12 protein-coding genes are annotated in these 14,048 nt (G+C 73.5%); 7 read left to right on the top strand and 5 right to left on the bottom strand.

Going from position 1 to position 14,048, the window contains the following annotated elements:
* The first annotated feature begins 28 nt into the window (after window positions 1-28).
* The 7 genes from AB0D10_RS17640 to AB0D10_RS17610 all read left to right on the top strand — a co-directional run bounded on the left by AB0D10_RS17640 (window position 29) and on the right by AB0D10_RS17610 (window position 9,727).
* Window positions 29-2,824, top strand: a complete 2,796-nt coding sequence (locus AB0D10_RS17640; protein WP_360256910.1) for an alpha/beta fold hydrolase — start codon at window positions 29-31, stop codon at window positions 2,822-2,824.
* Window positions 2,821-3,693, top strand: a complete 873-nt coding sequence (locus tag AB0D10_RS17635; RefSeq protein WP_360256908.1) for an ABC transporter permease — start codon at window positions 2,821-2,823, stop codon at window positions 3,691-3,693. Before AB0D10_RS17640 ends, AB0D10_RS17635 begins: the two co-directional genes overlap by 4 nt.
* A gap of 86 nt (window positions 3,694-3,779) precedes the next feature.
* Entirely contained in the window at window positions 3,780-4,367 is a 588-nt protein-coding gene (locus AB0D10_RS17630; RefSeq protein WP_360256905.1) for a dienelactone hydrolase family protein, read from the top strand.
* A 203-nt stretch (window positions 4,368-4,570) separates the two neighbouring features.
* Window positions 4,571-5,380: a class I SAM-dependent methyltransferase gene (locus AB0D10_RS17625; RefSeq protein ID WP_360256903.1), complete on the top strand. Its 810-nt coding sequence runs from the start codon at window positions 4,571-4,573 to the stop codon at window positions 5,378-5,380.
* Window positions 5,381-5,876: 496 nt separating this feature from the next.
* Window positions 5,877-7,604: a carbamoyltransferase C-terminal domain-containing protein gene (locus AB0D10_RS17620; RefSeq protein WP_360256901.1), complete on the top strand. Its 1,728-nt coding sequence runs from the start codon at window positions 5,877-5,879 to the stop codon at window positions 7,602-7,604.
* 124 nt (window positions 7,605-7,728) lie between these two features.
* Window positions 7,729-8,457 (top strand): HAD family phosphatase, encoded by a 729-nt coding sequence (locus tag AB0D10_RS17615; protein ID WP_360256899.1) that lies wholly within the window; start codon window positions 7,729-7,731, stop codon window positions 8,455-8,457.
* A 148-nt stretch (window positions 8,458-8,605) separates the two neighbouring features.
* Window positions 8,606-9,727 carry an MFS transporter gene (locus AB0D10_RS17610; protein ID WP_360256897.1) on the top strand — a complete coding sequence of 374 codons (1,122 nt, stop codon included), beginning with the start codon at window positions 8,606-8,608 and terminating at the stop codon, window positions 9,725-9,727.
* 123 nt (window positions 9,728-9,850) lie between these two features.
* Here the strand turns inward: AB0D10_RS17610 and AB0D10_RS17605 are convergent, their stop codons facing one another.
* From AB0D10_RS17605 to AB0D10_RS17585, 5 genes are all read right to left on the bottom strand, one after another.
* Window positions 9,851-10,393 (bottom strand): HEAT repeat domain-containing protein, encoded by a 543-nt coding sequence (locus AB0D10_RS17605; protein ID WP_360256895.1) that lies wholly within the window; start codon window positions 10,391-10,393, stop codon window positions 9,851-9,853.
* Between the two features lie 54 nt (window positions 10,394-10,447).
* Window positions 10,448-11,248: a hypothetical protein gene (locus AB0D10_RS17600; RefSeq protein ID WP_360256893.1), complete on the bottom strand. Its 801-nt coding sequence runs from the start codon at window positions 11,246-11,248 to the stop codon at window positions 10,448-10,450.
* A gap of 206 nt (window positions 11,249-11,454) precedes the next feature.
* On the bottom strand, window positions 11,455-12,234 hold the full coding sequence (locus tag AB0D10_RS17595) for a VOC family protein (protein ID WP_360256891.1): 780 nt from the start codon (window positions 12,232-12,234) through the stop codon (window positions 11,455-11,457).
* Between the two features lie 385 nt (window positions 12,235-12,619).
* Window positions 12,620-13,384 carry an ATP-binding protein gene (locus AB0D10_RS17590; RefSeq protein ID WP_360256888.1) on the bottom strand — a complete coding sequence of 255 codons (765 nt, stop codon included), beginning with the start codon at window positions 13,382-13,384 and terminating at the stop codon, window positions 12,620-12,622.
* A 250-nt stretch (window positions 13,385-13,634) separates the two neighbouring features.
* Complete coding sequence (locus tag AB0D10_RS17585) at window positions 13,635-14,048, bottom strand: I66 family serine proteinase inhibitor (RefSeq protein ID WP_360256886.1); 414 nt, start codon at window positions 14,046-14,048, stop codon at window positions 13,635-13,637.

Here is a 14,048-nt window from a genome sequence, read left to right as displayed (position 1 = left end):
ACCCGGACGGCGGATACGATCAGCGGCCATGGAGTTCGGTGGGGCATGGCGCCGTTGGCGCGGCCGGGGTACGACGGTCGGACGCAGGGTGCTGGCCGGTGCGGTGGCGCTGGTCGCGGTGGCCGGGATCGGCACGGTGGCGACGGCGGCGTCCGGCGGTGAGCAGGCGGTCCACGAGGAGGACCGTTTCCTCAGCATGCCGGAGACGCCCGGCAGCACGCAGCAGGTCCAGCTGGACACCTCGTTCTTCACCGCCGGCAGCGGGCCGCGGCCCGCGGTGCTGCTCGCGCACGGTTTCGGCGGTTCCAAGGAGGGCGAGCGCGAGCGCGCCCGGCAGCTCGCCCGGCAGGGCTACGCGGTGCTGACCTGGTCGGCCCGCGGGTTCGGGCGCTCGGGCGGCAAGATCGGCCTCAACGCGCCCGACCGCGAGGTCGAGGACGTCCGCCACCTGGTGGACTGGCTGGCCCAGCGGCCCGAGGTGCAGCTCGACGGGCCCGGCGACCCGAAGGTCGGCATCACCGGAGCCTCCTACGGCGGGGCGATCTCGCTGCTGGCCTCCGCCTACGACCACCGGATCGACGCCGTGGCGACCCAGATCACCTGGTGGAACCTGGCCGACGCGCTGTTCCCGCAGGGCGTGCAGGGCTCGGGCGCCGTGGACGGCGTGTTCAAGAAGCTGTGGGCCGGGATCTTCTTCACCACCGGCTCGGCAGCCCCCGGTTCGGCGGGCGGTCTCGGGCCGTCCGGCGGTGCGCCGCGCGAGGGCGGCGAGGCGAAGCCGGTGGCGGACGGGCAGGTCGGGTGCGGGCGGTTCCTGGAGTCGCTCTGCCAGATGTACGACCGGGTCGCGACCGCCGGGCACGCCGATCCGGAGGCCGTCGCGCTGCTCGACCGCTCCAGCCCGTCCTCGGTGGCGGCGCAGCTCAAGGCGCCCACGCTGGTGGTGCAGGGGCAGCAGGACTCGCTGTTCCCGCTCGACCAGGGCGACCGGATCGCGCAGGCGGTCGCCGCGAACGGCGCTCCGGTGGCCGTGGACTGGTTCGCGGGCGGACACGACGGCGGGACGGACACCAGCGCCCGGGTCGACGACCGGGTGACGGCCTGGTTCGACCACTACCTGAGGGGCCGCGGGAGCGACACCGGGGCGGCGTTCCGCGTGACCCGGACCGGCGGAGTGGACTCGACCGGCTTCCAGGCGGTGCTGCGCGGGGCCACCGCGGAGCGGTACCCGGGGCTCGGCGGGACCGGTTCGCGGTCCGTCGAGCTGACCGGCGGGGAGAAGACCGTCGCCAATCCGCCCGGCGGGGCGCCGCCCGGGATCTCGACCCTGCCGGGCATCGGCGCGCTCAGCCAGGCGGCCTCGCTGGGCGCCGGACTGTCGCTGGACTTTCCCGGGCAGAACGCCGCCTTCGACTCCGCGCCGCTGGACTCGCCGCTGCACCTGACCGGGCAGCCGACCGTGCCGGTGCGGGTCACGTCGGACCGGCCGGACGCGGTGCTGTTCGCGAAGCTGTACGACGTCGGACCGGACGGCAAGTCGGTGCTGCCGCAGCAGCTCGCCGCGCCGCTGCGGGTCACCGGCGCGGACGCGGGGCGGACCGTCACCGTGGCGCTGCCGACCGTGGACCACACCTTCCCGGCCGGGCACCGGGTGCGGCTGGTGCTGGCGAGCACCGACCTCGCGTACGCCTCGCCCGTCGAGCCGGCGACCTACCGGGTCGCGCCGGCCGGGCCGGTCACCGTGCCGACCGTCGAGGGACTGGTCACCGAGGCGGCGCCGCTGCCCGCGCGGACCTGGCTGCTGCCGGCGGCCGCCGCGGTGGTGGCCGCCGGCCTGGTGCTGGTGCCGCGGCTGCGGCGCCGGCGGGCGGCCGGTGGGCCGGACTTCGATCCGGAGCTGGCCGCGGTGCCGCTGCGGATCAGCGGGCTGAGCAAGCGCTACAAGGGCTCCCAGGACCGCTACGCCGTCCGGGAGTTGGGCTTCCGGGTGGAGCAGGGGCAGGTGCTCGGGCTGCTCGGGCCGAACGGCGCGGGCAAGACCACCACGCTGCGGATGCTGATGGGGTTGATCCGGCCGGACGCCGGGGAGATCCGGATCTTCGGGCACCTGGTGCGGCCCGGTGCGCCGGTGCTGTCGCGGGTCGGGGCCTTCGTGGAGGGCGCGGGCTTCCTGCCGCACCTCACCGGACGCGCCAACCTGCGGCTGTACTGGCAGGCGACCGGGCGGCCGGAGGCCGACGCGTGCTTCGACGAGGCACTGGCCATCGCGGGGCTCGGCGAGGCGCTGGACCGCGCCGTGCGGACGTACTCGCAGGGCATGCGGCAGCGGCTTGCCATCGCCCAGGCCATGCTCGGGATGCCGGACCTGCTGATCCTGGACGAGCCGACCAACGGGCTGGACCCGCCGCAGATCCGTGAGATGCGCGAGGTGATGATCCGGTACGCGGCCGGCGGGCGGACCGTGATCGTGTCGAGCCACCTGCTGTCCGAGGTCGAGCAGAGCTGTACGGACCTGGTCGTGATGGACCGCGGTCAGCTGGTGACGGCGGGCCCGGTCGGCGAGATCGTCGGCGCCGGCGAACTGCTGATGATCGGCGTCGCCGCCCCCTACGACCCGCAGGCGGCGGCCGAGAAGGTGGCCGCGCTGGCCGGTGTCGCCTCGGCGGAGGCCGTCGAGGGCGGGCTGCTGGTGCGGCTGGACGGACAGGCGGCGAGCGAACTGCTCGCGGAGCTGGTGCGGCTGGGGGTGCCGGTGGAGAGCGCCGGGCCGCAGCGGCGGTTGGAGGACGCGTTCCTGTCGTTGATCGGAGGTGGTGCGGAGTGAGTTCGGTCTCTGAGGTCTCCGCAGTTTCGGCGGACCACGCGGAGGGCTACCGGGCGAGCCGGACGCTGCCGCTGCGGGTGGAGGCGATGCGGCAACTGCGTCGCCGCCGCACCCTGGTGATCGGCGCGGTGCTCGCCGCCATGCCGTTCGTCATCCTGGCCGCCTTCCAGATCGGCGGCACCCCCGGCCGACCGGACCGGACCACCTTCATCGATCTGGCCACCGCCTCGGGGGCCAACTTCGCGGTCACCATGCTGTTCGTCGGCACCGGCTTCATGCTGGTGATCCCCGTCGCGCTGTTCTGCGGGGACACCGTCGCCTCCGAGGCCAGCTGGTCCTCGCTGCGCTACCTGCTGGCAGCGCCGGTGCCCCGGGCACGGCTGCTGGCACGCAAGTTCGCGGTCGGGCTGGCGTTCTCGGCGGTCGCGGTGGTCATGCTGCCCGCGATCGGACTGCTCGTCGGGACGGCCGCCTACGGATGGGGTGACCTCAAACTGCCCGCCGGTGCCAGCCTGCCGGCCGGGGAGGCACTGCCCCGGATCGCGATCGCGGTGGCCTTCGTCCTCCTCAGCGAGATCGTGATCGCGGCCCTCGCGTTCTGGCTGTCCACCGCGACGGACGCGCCGCTCGGCGCGGTGGGCGGCGCGGTGTTCGTGTCGATCATCACCGGGGTGCTGGACGCCGTCACCGCGCTCGGCGACCTGCGGGAATGGCTGCCGGCGCACTGGCAGTACGCCTGGGCCGACGCGCTGCAGCCGCAGCTCGAATGGGGAGGCATGGTGCAGGGCGTCTCGCTGTCGCTCTCGTACGCGGCGGTGCTGCTGGCGTTGGCGTTCCGTGGGTTCGCGCGCAAGGACGTGGTGTCGTAGCGCCGCCGCGGTGGTGTCGCCGGGGCCGGCGGGCGATGGGGGATCATGGGTGGGTAGCTGACCCCCGCAGGTGAAGGACCCGAACCGTGGCCCAGATCGTCCTCTTCCACTCCGCCTACGGGCTGCGCCCCGCCGTGCGGGCCGCCGCCGAGCGGCTGCGCGCCGCCGGGCACACCGTGCACACGCCGGACCTGTTCGAAGGCCGGACCTTCGACTCGATCGAGGACGGGCAGGCGTACCAGGAGGAAGTCGGCGGCAGCGAGGAGATGCTGCGCCGGGCGGTGACCGCGGCCGCGCCGCTGTCCGAGGGCGGGCTGGTGTACGCGGGCTTCTCGCTCGGCGGCGCGATCGCGCAGAACCTGGCGCTGGCCGACGAGAAGGCGCGGGCCCTGCTGCTCCTGCACGGCACCTCGGACCTGCGCGAGGACGCCGCCACGTCTATCCCCGTGCAGTTGCACATCGCGGAGCCGGACCCGTTCGAGCCGGAGGACTGGCTGAACGCCTGGTACCTGCGGATGCGGCGGGCCGGGGCCGAGGTCGAGGTGCACCGCTACCGGGGCGCCGGGCACCTGTTCACCGACCCGGAGCTGCCGGACCACGACGCGCAGGCGGCGGAACGGGCCTGGGCGGCGTCGCTGGACTTCCTGGCGGAGGTGGACGGGCAGGAGGACTGACGGCGCCGGGGCCGCCGGCTGTTCGGTCGGCGGGTCGGCGGGTCGGCGGGTCGGCGGGTCGGCGGGTCGGTAGGTCGGCGGGTGGCCGGCGGCAAAAGTGGTGGCCCCTCCGTGTGCGCCGGAGGTACGGTGACGGCCGTTTCGGTCGGAGCACAGGGGGTGCTGTGGATTCAGCGGGGCGTGTCGACAGGTCGCGCGGTCGGGTGTTCGGTGAGGCGGCGGAACTGTACGACGCCGCCCGGCCCGGGTACGCCGACGGGCTGGTGGCCGAGGTGCTGGCGTACGCGTGGCTGTCGCCCACGGGGTCGGGGGAGCCCGCGGGGTCGGGGGAGCGCGCGGTGGTGGAGATCGGCGCGGGGACCGGTAAGGCCTCCGTGCTCTTCGCCGAGCGCGGGGTGCCGCTGGTCTGCGTCGAGCCGGACCCGCGGATGGCGGAGGTGCTGCGGCGCAACACCTCGGGGTACCCGCGGGTGCGGGTCGAGGCCGGCGGTTTCGAGGAGTGGTCGGCGCAGGGGCGGACGTTCGGGCTGCTGTTCGCCGCCACCTCCTGGCACTGGCTCGACCCGGCGCGGCGCTGGGACCTGGTGCACGACGCGCTCGAACCGGGCGGCGCCGTCGCGCTGTTCTGGAACCCGCACGGGGTGGTGGACGACGGGCTGTACGAGGAGCTCGGCGCGATCGACCGGCGCTACGGCGTGGAGGGCTCGCCGCACTGCCGGCGGGCCGCCTACTACGGGGACGTGCCGGGCAACGGGGAGCCGTTCTGGCCGGAGGCCGAGTGCCGGGCGGACGGCCGGTTCGCGGACCCGCGGGGCGTCCGGTTCCGCGAGGAGGTCCGGTACGGGACCGAGCGCTACCTGGACTACCTGGCTTCGATCTCCAGCTACCGGGTGCTGCCGGAGGAGCATCGGGCCGGGGCGCTGGCGGAGACGGGCCGGGTGCTGGACGCGCGGGGCGGGGGGATCGAGATGCTGCACGTGAGTGATCTGTTCCTCGCGCGGAGGGCGGCGTAGGGGCCGGCCCGAGGACGGGCAGGGGGAGGGCCGGGTCGGGGCGGAAGCCCCGGTTCGGCCCTCCGGCGTTTCCGGACCGGTGCCGCCGGGGCGGGTGTGACCGGCGGGGCTCCGAGCGACCCACGGTGCGGATGTGACGAATCGTCAGGGCGGCGTCCGGGGGTGGCGGAAGTGCCGGTACGGCGCCGGTTGCGGGGCGGAAGGACTGTTTCCGGACAGCTACCCTCAGTGATCGGCAGGGTGGTGGTCCAGACCTCTTGTCGGGCGTGTGCCACCCTGCCAGCAGGGATGATCGAACCACGAACTGTTGTTAACCGGGCGGCCGTCCCGGCGTCACAGTCCGACGGGCCGTCAGGATGACCGGATTCCCCACGGCGTCGTTGATCTCCCGGGAAACCTCTCCATAGAGTCGCGGTGCACTCCGACCTCACCAGCTGTCCAAATCCGTGGAAATGCCGTCGAGCCATTTCCCGTGACTCAAGCATTGGAGCGGCACATGCTTGTTCTCGGAATCACCAACAACGACCTGGCCGGCGCCTGCCTGGTTCAGGACGGAACGGTCGTCGCGGCCGTCAGCGAGGAACGCTTCTCCCGGGTCAAGGACCACAAGGCCTGGCCGGAGCAGTCGATCGACTACGTCCTGAAGGAGGCCGGGGTCACCCTTTCCGATGTCGACCGGGTGGCCTACGGATGGCAGGCGGGATTCAGCGCCGAAAAGCACCTGCTGCTTTACGTGGACCGCATTTCGGAGGAAGCCCGGCTGCGCCCCGAGGCGCTTCCGCACCTCCGCAAGCGGATATCCGACGAAATTCTGAACGACCGTGAGAAGCGCGGTGAGTTCGACGCCTTCATCGAGGAGAACGGGCTTCGCGGCAAGGTGGTTCACGTCGACCACCACGAGTCGCACGGCTTGGGCGCCTTCCTCTGCTCCCCGTTCGACGACGCCCTCGTGGTCACCTGCGACGGCCGCGGGGACTTCCAGTCCTTGACCGTCACGCACTACTTCCCCGGCGGCGAGGAGGTGCTCCAGCGCGAGACCTCGATCGACAGCCTCGGCTACTTCTACGGCCGGATCACCAAGCTGCTCGGCTTCCGGCCGAACCGCCACGAGGGCAAGATCACCGGCCTCGCCGCCAACGGTGACCCGGAGAAGCTCCTCCCGCTGATGCGGCGGATGATCGACGTCGAGGAGAACGGCGCGATCCGCGCCCGCTGCGGAGACTGGTACCAGCCGTCCTACGAGGGCTACTCCGAGGAACTGCTCGCCGAGATCGCCACCCACGAGCCGGCCGACGTCGCGGCGGCGGCCCAGCGGCACGTGGAGGACCTGCTGACCGCCGTCGTGGCGCAGCACATCGGCCGGGTGGCCGGCGGCAACGTCTGCCTGTCCGGCGGCGTGTTCGCCAACGTCAAGCTCAACCAGCGGATCTTCGAGACCGCGGGCGTGCGGAACATCTACGTGCTGCCGCCGATGGGCGACGGCGGGCTGCCGCTGCAGACCGCCGTGATCGTGGCCCACCGGGAGACCGGCGAGCGCCCGCGGGTGCCCTCGATGGCCCTCGGGCCGGACGCCGCGATCTCCGAGGGCCGGCTGGAGGAGGTCCTGCGGGACTACCCCGAGCTGCGCTACCGGCGGATCGGCGAGGACATGCGGGAGGTCCTGCTGGCCGCGCTGGAGGCGGACCAGGTCATCGGCACCTACCGGGGCCGGATGGAGTTCGGCCCGCGCGCGCTCGGCCGGCGCAGCGTCATCTACGGCACCGCCGACGTGACGATGAACGACTGGCTCAACAAGCGTCTGAACCGCACCGAGTTCATGCCCTTCGCGCCGATCACCGCCGAGGACCTGGCGCCCGAGTGCTACGTGGGCTGGGAGCCGGAGCAGCCCTCGGCGCTGTTCATGACCATCACCTACGACTGCCACGAGCCGTTCGCCAAGGCCTGCCCGGCGGTCGTGCACGTCGACAACACCGCGCGCCCGCAGATCGTCCGGGCCCAGGACGACCCGTTCCTGCACGGCCTGCTGATGGCCTGGTACGACCGCAGCGGCCAGGCGGCGCTGGTGAACACCTCGTTCAACAAGCACGAGGAGCCGATCGTCGGGTCGCACCGCGACGCGCTGGACCCGCTGGCCGACGAGGTGATCGACCTGCTCCTGGTCGACGACGTGTACCTGGTCTGGAAGGACACCGCCGACAGCTACATGGCGCGGCAGGCCGCCTAGGCCGCCTAGGCCGGAGGCAGGGTCGGGCGGTCCGCCGGTGAGGTCTAGTCCAGTTGACCGTCCGGCCCCATCGGATGTGAACTATCGTCAGATCGTATGGCGCAAGCGCCGAGTGAGGAGACCGATGCAGCCGCAAGCCGGAACGCGGTACGAGGTCGAGGCCGTCGTCTTCGACATGGACGGGGTCCTGATCGACTCCAGGCCCGTGATCGAGGAGGCGTGGCGGTCGGTGGCCCGGCGCCACGGCCGGGTGCTGGCCGACGCGGAGGTCGAGGAGTACGTCCACGGCCGCACCGGCGACCAGACGGTGCGGCTGATCTTCCCGGACCACTCCGACGCCGACCGGAAGGCGATCTGGGCCGAGGTGGACACCGTCGAGGAGGAGGCGCCGTACCGGGCCGTCCCCGGCGCGGACGGACTCGCCACCCGGCTCCGGGGCGCCGGTGTGCCGGTCGGCCTGGCCACCAGCAGCTGGACCCGGAAGATCGACAACGCGCTGGGCGGGCTCGGCCTGCTCGACGTCTTCCGGGTGCGGGTCACCCGGGACGACGTCGAGCGCGGCAAGCCGCACCCGGACCCGTACCTGGCGGCCTGCCGGGGCCTCGGCATCCGGCCGCAGCGCGCGCTGGTCTTCGAGGACTCGGTCAGCGGGGTGCGCTCCGCGGTCACCGCGGGGGCGGTGTGCGTCGGGATCGGCGGGCCGGCCCTGGTCGAGGCCGGCGCGGTGGTCGCCGTCGCGGACTTCACGGCGCTGGTGGTGGGCGGGACGGCCGAGGAGGCCGGGACGATCACGCTGACCGACCCGGACGGCCGGGTCACCGTGGCGCTCGTGCGCGGGCCCGTCGGTGGCTGAGGCGGGCCGGGCCGCGTCGAACCGGGCGCTGGTTGACTCCGTGCCGGGAGCGCCGGCCGGGGCGGGGGCGTCGGCGGGGGCCGGGACGTCGGCCGGGACGGGGACGTCGGCCGGATCGGAGGCGTCGGCGGGACCCGGGGTGCCGGTGATGGCCCGGTCGGCAGCGATGTCGGCGTTCTGTGTCTTCCTCGTCCTGGGCGTGCTCACCGCCTCGCTCGGCGCCTCGCTGCCCTTCCTGCGGGAGCGGTTCGGCGCGGAGCACGAGGTCGGGCGGGTGGTCTCCGCGTACAACCTCGGCGCGCTCGCGGCCACCGTCTGCATCGGGCTGCTCGGACGGCGGCTGAACGTCCGGGCGGCTCCGCCCGTCCTGCTCGCGGTCTTCGCGGCGGGCGCGGCCGGGATGGCGGCCAGCCCCGGCTGGACCGCCTACCTCGGCTGCGCCGCCGTCACCGGCATCGGGTACGGCGGGCTGGCGCTCACCCTCAACACGGCGTTCGCGCGCGGGTTCGCCGGGAACAGCGTGGTGATGGTCAACCGGCTGAACGCGGTCTTCGGGATCGGCGCGATGCTGGGCCCGCTGGCCGCGGGGGCCGTCGGGCACACGGACATCCGGTTGCTGGCGCTGGCGGCGGCGGTGTGCGCGCTGCCGTGCTTCCTGGTCGGACGGGCGGGGGCGGTGCTCACGGCCGCGCCGGCGCGGACCGACGCGGGCCCGCAGGACGGCCGACGTGCCCGGACCGGGCTGCAGTTGCTCCCGTTCCTGCTGGTGGGCCTGGTGTACGCGGGCATGGAGACCAGCATCGGCACCTGGCAGTCGACCCAGCTGGTCCGCGACGGCTGGAGCACCCAGGCCGCCACGACGGCGGCCTCCGGATTCTGGGCCGGGATGGCCCTCGGGCGGCTCGTCGTCCCCCAGCTGACCAGGCGGATTCCGGGCCGGACCACCCTGCCGGCCTACCTGGCGGCGGGGCTCGGCGCGTTGGCGCTGGCGGCCGTCCCCCACCTCGCGGTGGTGGCCTACCCGCTGGCCGGGCTGGCGCTGGCGCCGGTGCTGCCGACCCTGATCGCCTGGGTCTCGGGCGTGGCGGAGGTGCCGCAGCAGGCGACCTCCGTGCTGACCCTGTGCTGCATGCTCGGCAACGCCGTCGTGCCGGCGGTGGTCGGGGCGCTCAGCGGGTCGGGCGGGGCGGTGGTGATCCCGCTGGTGTTGGCCGGTGCGTGTCTGCTCTGCCTCGGGCTCGCGGTGTGGCTGCGGGCCGCCCGGCGGTAGGCGGCAGGCAGACAGTCAGGCAGGCGTTGCCGTTGGGGTTGCGGTTGGGGTTGCGCAGGACGTCGGCTGGGCCGACTTCCTGCGCGCGGCCGCGGGCGCGGGTGTGGCCGTGGGGTGCGGGACTCAGCCGGGCGGGGGCGGGGCGGTGCGCCCGTGGATCGGGCCTCCCGGGGTGTACCAGCCGGCCTTCTTGCGGACCGCCGGGCTCCGGTCCCCGGTGCGGGCGGCCTCCAGGGCGGCGAGGGCGCGAGGGTCGGTGTGGACGAACTTGCCGACCAGTTCGGCGGCCCGCATGCGGACCTGCGGGTCGGGGTCGCCCGCCAGACGCCGCAGCCCGGGATCGAGCACCCGGTCGGCGCCCGGGGCGCAGGTGTCGCCCTTGCACCGGTCGCAGGCCAGGGCATGGAAGGCGGCGATCCGGACGCGGGCGTCGGGGTCGTCGGCCATGGCGATGAGCAGGTCCATCGAGTCGGTGTCGACCAGGTGGTCGAGGAGGCGGCAGCAGCCCTCCCGTACCGCCGGGTCGGCGTGGGAGAGGCCTGCGCGGATGGCGTCGAGCGCGTCCGCCGCGCGGTGCAGCAGCTCGCGGTAGGCCGCCACGGTGCGCTGTGGGTCCCCCAGGCAGGAGACGAGGGCTTCGTCGTCGGTCCGTGAGAATCCGAGCATGGGACGAGTGTCCGGCCGAACGGGCCTCCGGGCAAAGGGATTTGTGTGGGGGCCTCAGCGGCGGCGGCGGGTGCGGCCGTAGACGAAGAGGCAGAGGCAGGTGGCGGCGGCGATGCCACAGGTGAGCATGCCGAGCGCGAGGAGCATGATCGTGGTGTCGTCGAGGCCCTGGACGAACTCGTGGTCGGAGTTGCCGTTGGCGTCGACGGTGACCTTCTCGCCGTCCGGGTGGCCGGAGATGTAGCCGACCGTCGCGATGATGCCGCCGACGCAGAGCACGGCGGCCGCGAGCAGCCAGCCGCCCGCCTTGCGGGTCCACTCCTCGCCGGTGAGCAGAGGGGCGTTCGGGCAGTGGTCGATCACGGCGTTGCCCAGGGCCGAGGCGCCGGTGGCCAGACCGTCGATCCGGACCCGTCCGCCGCCGGCGACGGTGAGAACACAGCGGTAGTCGTTGCCGAACCGGTGGGCGAGGGCGCCGACCGAGTTCCGGCGGGTGGGGACGGTGACGGCGGTGATCTGAGCCCAGGTCCAACTCCCCTTGCGGCCACGGGCATTGCCGTGGACCAAGCCGTACTCGCGGACCTCGAAGTACTCGCCGGAACCGCCGCGCAGCGCCCGTAAGGCCTGCGTGAGGCCGATGCCCAGTCCGGACACGCCGAGGCCGAGGATCACACCGAGCCCCTTGCCGCCGCCAGAGGAGCCGTCGTCCTGGAGGAGTGCCCACAGGCCCAGCCAGGAGGTGAGCACACCGATCGGCAGGGCCCAGGCGGCGTTGACCCACCGGGTGCGGGTGGCGACCCGGTGACGGCTGACGAGGGCTCCGAGTGCGTCGGGGGCGGCGGTGGTATCGGTCACGGCGGCCAGCCAAGCAGGGTGGTCTGTTCGCCTCAAGGGCTTTGGCGCGATGAGTGGTTGACGCGGCCGGCGGGGACTTCCCGAAGGTACGGGCGCGGTGGCCCGGCGGCCGGTGCGTGGTCGACGCGGACGGATGCGCGGATCCCGAAATGCGGAGCGCCCGCCCGGAGGGTTCCGGGCGGGCGCTCCAGCGGGCGGGGCGGGGACTACATCGGGGTGGGCTTGATGATGGCGAAGGCCGCGCCCTGCGGATCGGCGACGACCGCCATGCGGCCGGCCACCATGTCGAAGGGCGGGGCGAGGACCGTTCCGCCGCGCTTGACCAGGGCGTCCACGGTGGAGTCGACGTCGTCGACCGCGAAGTAGGTCAGCCAGTGCGCCGGGGTGCCGGGCGGGTCGTTGGCGAGGAGGGTGGCACCGCCGACCGCCCGGCCGCCGACGCGCAGCTCCCAGTACGAGTCCGCGCCGTCCATCGGCTCGATCTCGATGCCGAACGCCTCGCCGTAGAAGGCGGTGGCGGCCTGGATGTCACTGGTGTGCAGCTCGTTCCAGGTGAGCGCGCCGGCCTCGTTGACCACCTGGGCGCCGAAGAACTCGCCCGGCTGCCAGACGCCGAACACCGCGCCCTGCGGGTCGGAGGCGATCAGCATCCGGCCCAGGTTGCCGACCTCCATCGCCGGGACGAGCAGGGTGCCGCCGGCGCCGACGATCGCGTCCTGCGTGGCCTGGGCGTCGGTGGTGGCCAGGTAGCTGCTCCAGACGGTGGGCGGCTCGGGCATCCCTTCGGGCGCCATCGCCGGGCCGATGCCGGCGACGGCCTTGCCGTTGAGCTCACAGACCGCGTAACCGCCGAACTCCGCCGGGCCGGGCCGGCCCTGCCAGCCGAGGAGGTCGCGGTAGAAGTCCAGTGCGGCCTGCTGGTCCTTCGCCATCAGGTCGACCCAGCAGGGGGTGCCGGTCGCGTAGGGGGTGGTGACTTCGGGCATTTTGACCCTTTCTGGTGGGGTTTGCTGCCGGTCACGATTTCGTCGTGGGCGGTGAATCGCCACTCGACACGCCGCCGGGGAGGAACCGGCGGGGAAGTGGCCCCAGGCCGGGCGACGGGTCGGATTCCGGTGCGGGAGTGCGGGCGGATGCCGATCGACCCGGCGTGGTTCCCGACGGTGGGGGAGGGGCGGCCGTCCGCCCGGGTGATCCACACCGGGCGGCGCCCGAGATGCCGAGGACCGTGCTGCGGCAGCCGGTCGAGCGGGTGGGCCGGCTCAGCCGTTCGAGGGCCCGGGAGGGACGCCGGGCGGGCCGGGACGGACACGCGGTCCGGCCCCTCGCGCGGGTCGAGCGCGAGGGGCCGGACCGGGCGTCGCCGTACGCTCAGTCGAAGCTCGCGAGTGCCTCCTGCTCGCTGTCGTGGACCTCGCAGAGGGCGAGCAGTTTGGTGATCGTCAGGAGGTCCTGGAGCTTCCCGGAGACGTTGAGGAGCTTGAGCCGGCCGCCCTTGCCGGCGGTGGTGGTGCAGCAGCTGACCAGTTCGCCGATGCCGGAGCTGTCGACGTAGGTCACGTCGGCGAGGTCGAGCAGGATCCGGCGGCGACCGGCGTCGAGGGTGTGGGCGACGGCCTCGCGCAGGATGACGTCGCCCTCGCCGATCGTGATCCTGCCCTTCAGGTCGAGCAGGGTGACGTCGCCTTCCTGGCGTTCGGAGACGGAGAGAGCGGGCACGGTGGTCTCCTTCCTGAGGTGTTTCACCAGGACGACGTCGCACCCCGGTGGTGGGCCGGTACGCCGGGTGACGTGGAAGCCGTCGACGCAGTGCTCGATGAGCGTCAGTCCCCGGCCCGAGGGAGTGAGGTTCAGGGCTCCGGACGGCTGGGCGGCGGGGGTGAAGCCCGGCCCTTCGTCGCCGACGGTGACGGTGAGCCGGGCGCCGTCGTGGCGGGCCGCCAGCCTGACCTGCCGGTCCGGCGAGAAGCGGTTGCCGTGGATCACGGCGTTCGCCACGGCCTCGTGAACGGCCAGGCCGAGCCGGTCGCGGCCGTCCTCGTCCAGTCCGAGTTCGTCGGCCAGGCGGCAGACGAACTCCTCGGCGGCCGCGATGCTGGCCAGGACGGACGGCAACTGCAGTTCGACGTGCTCCAAGGCGCTGCCTCCACTTCTCGCCCGGCTGCCGTCGGCTCCCGGGCGTGGAGCAGCCAGGGGCACAGACTGGCAGCGGTCGGTGGGAGCGGGCGCGACGTTGCTCCATGTGTGGCGTGTCGCAGGCCTGACCGGCGCTGGAGGATGGGGAGTTGGGGTCTCCCGTGCGGGGGTGGGGTCGTGCGGGTGAGGTCGCGCGGGCGGGGCCGCGCAGGAAGTCGGGCGGGCCGACTTCCTGCGCAGGAGGGGGTGGTCAGGGACCGATGCGGGTGAACGTGAAGACGTCGCCCGGGGTCGGCACGGCCTCGATCCGGCTCTGCTCCCCGGCCCCGGTGACCGCCCACGAAGTGCCCTGCGGACCGGTGATCCGGTAGGCGTTCCCGGTGTCGGCGACGGGGGCCAGCTCCCAGGTCACGGCATCGGCCTGGTCGACGAGGAAGGTGACGACCGGTCCGGCGGTCCCGTTGTCCTCGATCCCGGCGGGGGCGCCCTTGGAATAGAGGTTGTAACGGCCGTCGGGGAGCGCTTCGACGATCCAGATGGCGTCCCGGTCGTCGGTGTCGACCCGGAGGACCTTGGGGGACAGGTCCTCCGTCTCGTGGAGGGCACGGCCGACGAGGGCAGTGCCGGCGTGGATGAGGTGGAGGCCGGAGTCCAGCCGTGTCAT

The organism is Kitasatospora sp. NPDC048545 (assembly GCF_040651155.1).
Taxonomy (GTDB): Bacteria; Actinomycetota; Actinomycetes; order Streptomycetales; family Streptomycetaceae; genus Kitasatospora.
The sequence above is the reverse complement of the archived record's forward strand: the minus strand, read 5'-3'. Positions and strand labels throughout refer to the sequence as shown.

Excerpts from the sequence above, each read along its gene's own strand:
- AB0D10_RS17640 (WP_360256910.1), top strand. The coding sequence starts at position 29 with ATGGAGTTCGGTGGGGCATGGCGCCGTTGGCGCGGCCGGGGTACGACG.
- AB0D10_RS17620 (WP_360256901.1), top strand. The coding sequence starts at position 5,877 with ATGCTTGTTCTCGGAATCACCAACAACGACCTGGCCGGCGCCTGCCTG.
- AB0D10_RS17615 (WP_360256899.1), top strand. The coding sequence starts at position 7,729 with ATGCAGCCGCAAGCCGGAACGCGGTACGAGGTCGAGGCCGTCGTCTTC.
- AB0D10_RS17610 (WP_360256897.1), top strand. The coding sequence starts at position 8,606 with ATGGCCCGGTCGGCAGCGATGTCGGCGTTCTGTGTCTTCCTCGTCCTG.
- AB0D10_RS17605 (WP_360256895.1), bottom strand. The coding sequence starts at position 10,393 with ATGCTCGGATTCTCACGGACCGACGACGAAGCCCTCGTCTCCTGCCTG.
- AB0D10_RS17595 (WP_360256891.1), bottom strand. The coding sequence starts at position 12,234 with ATGCCCGAAGTCACCACCCCCTACGCGACCGGCACCCCCTGCTGGGTC.
- AB0D10_RS17585 (WP_360256886.1), bottom strand. The coding sequence starts at position 14,048 with ATGACACGGCTGGACTCCGGCCTCCACCTCATCCACGCCGGCACTGCC.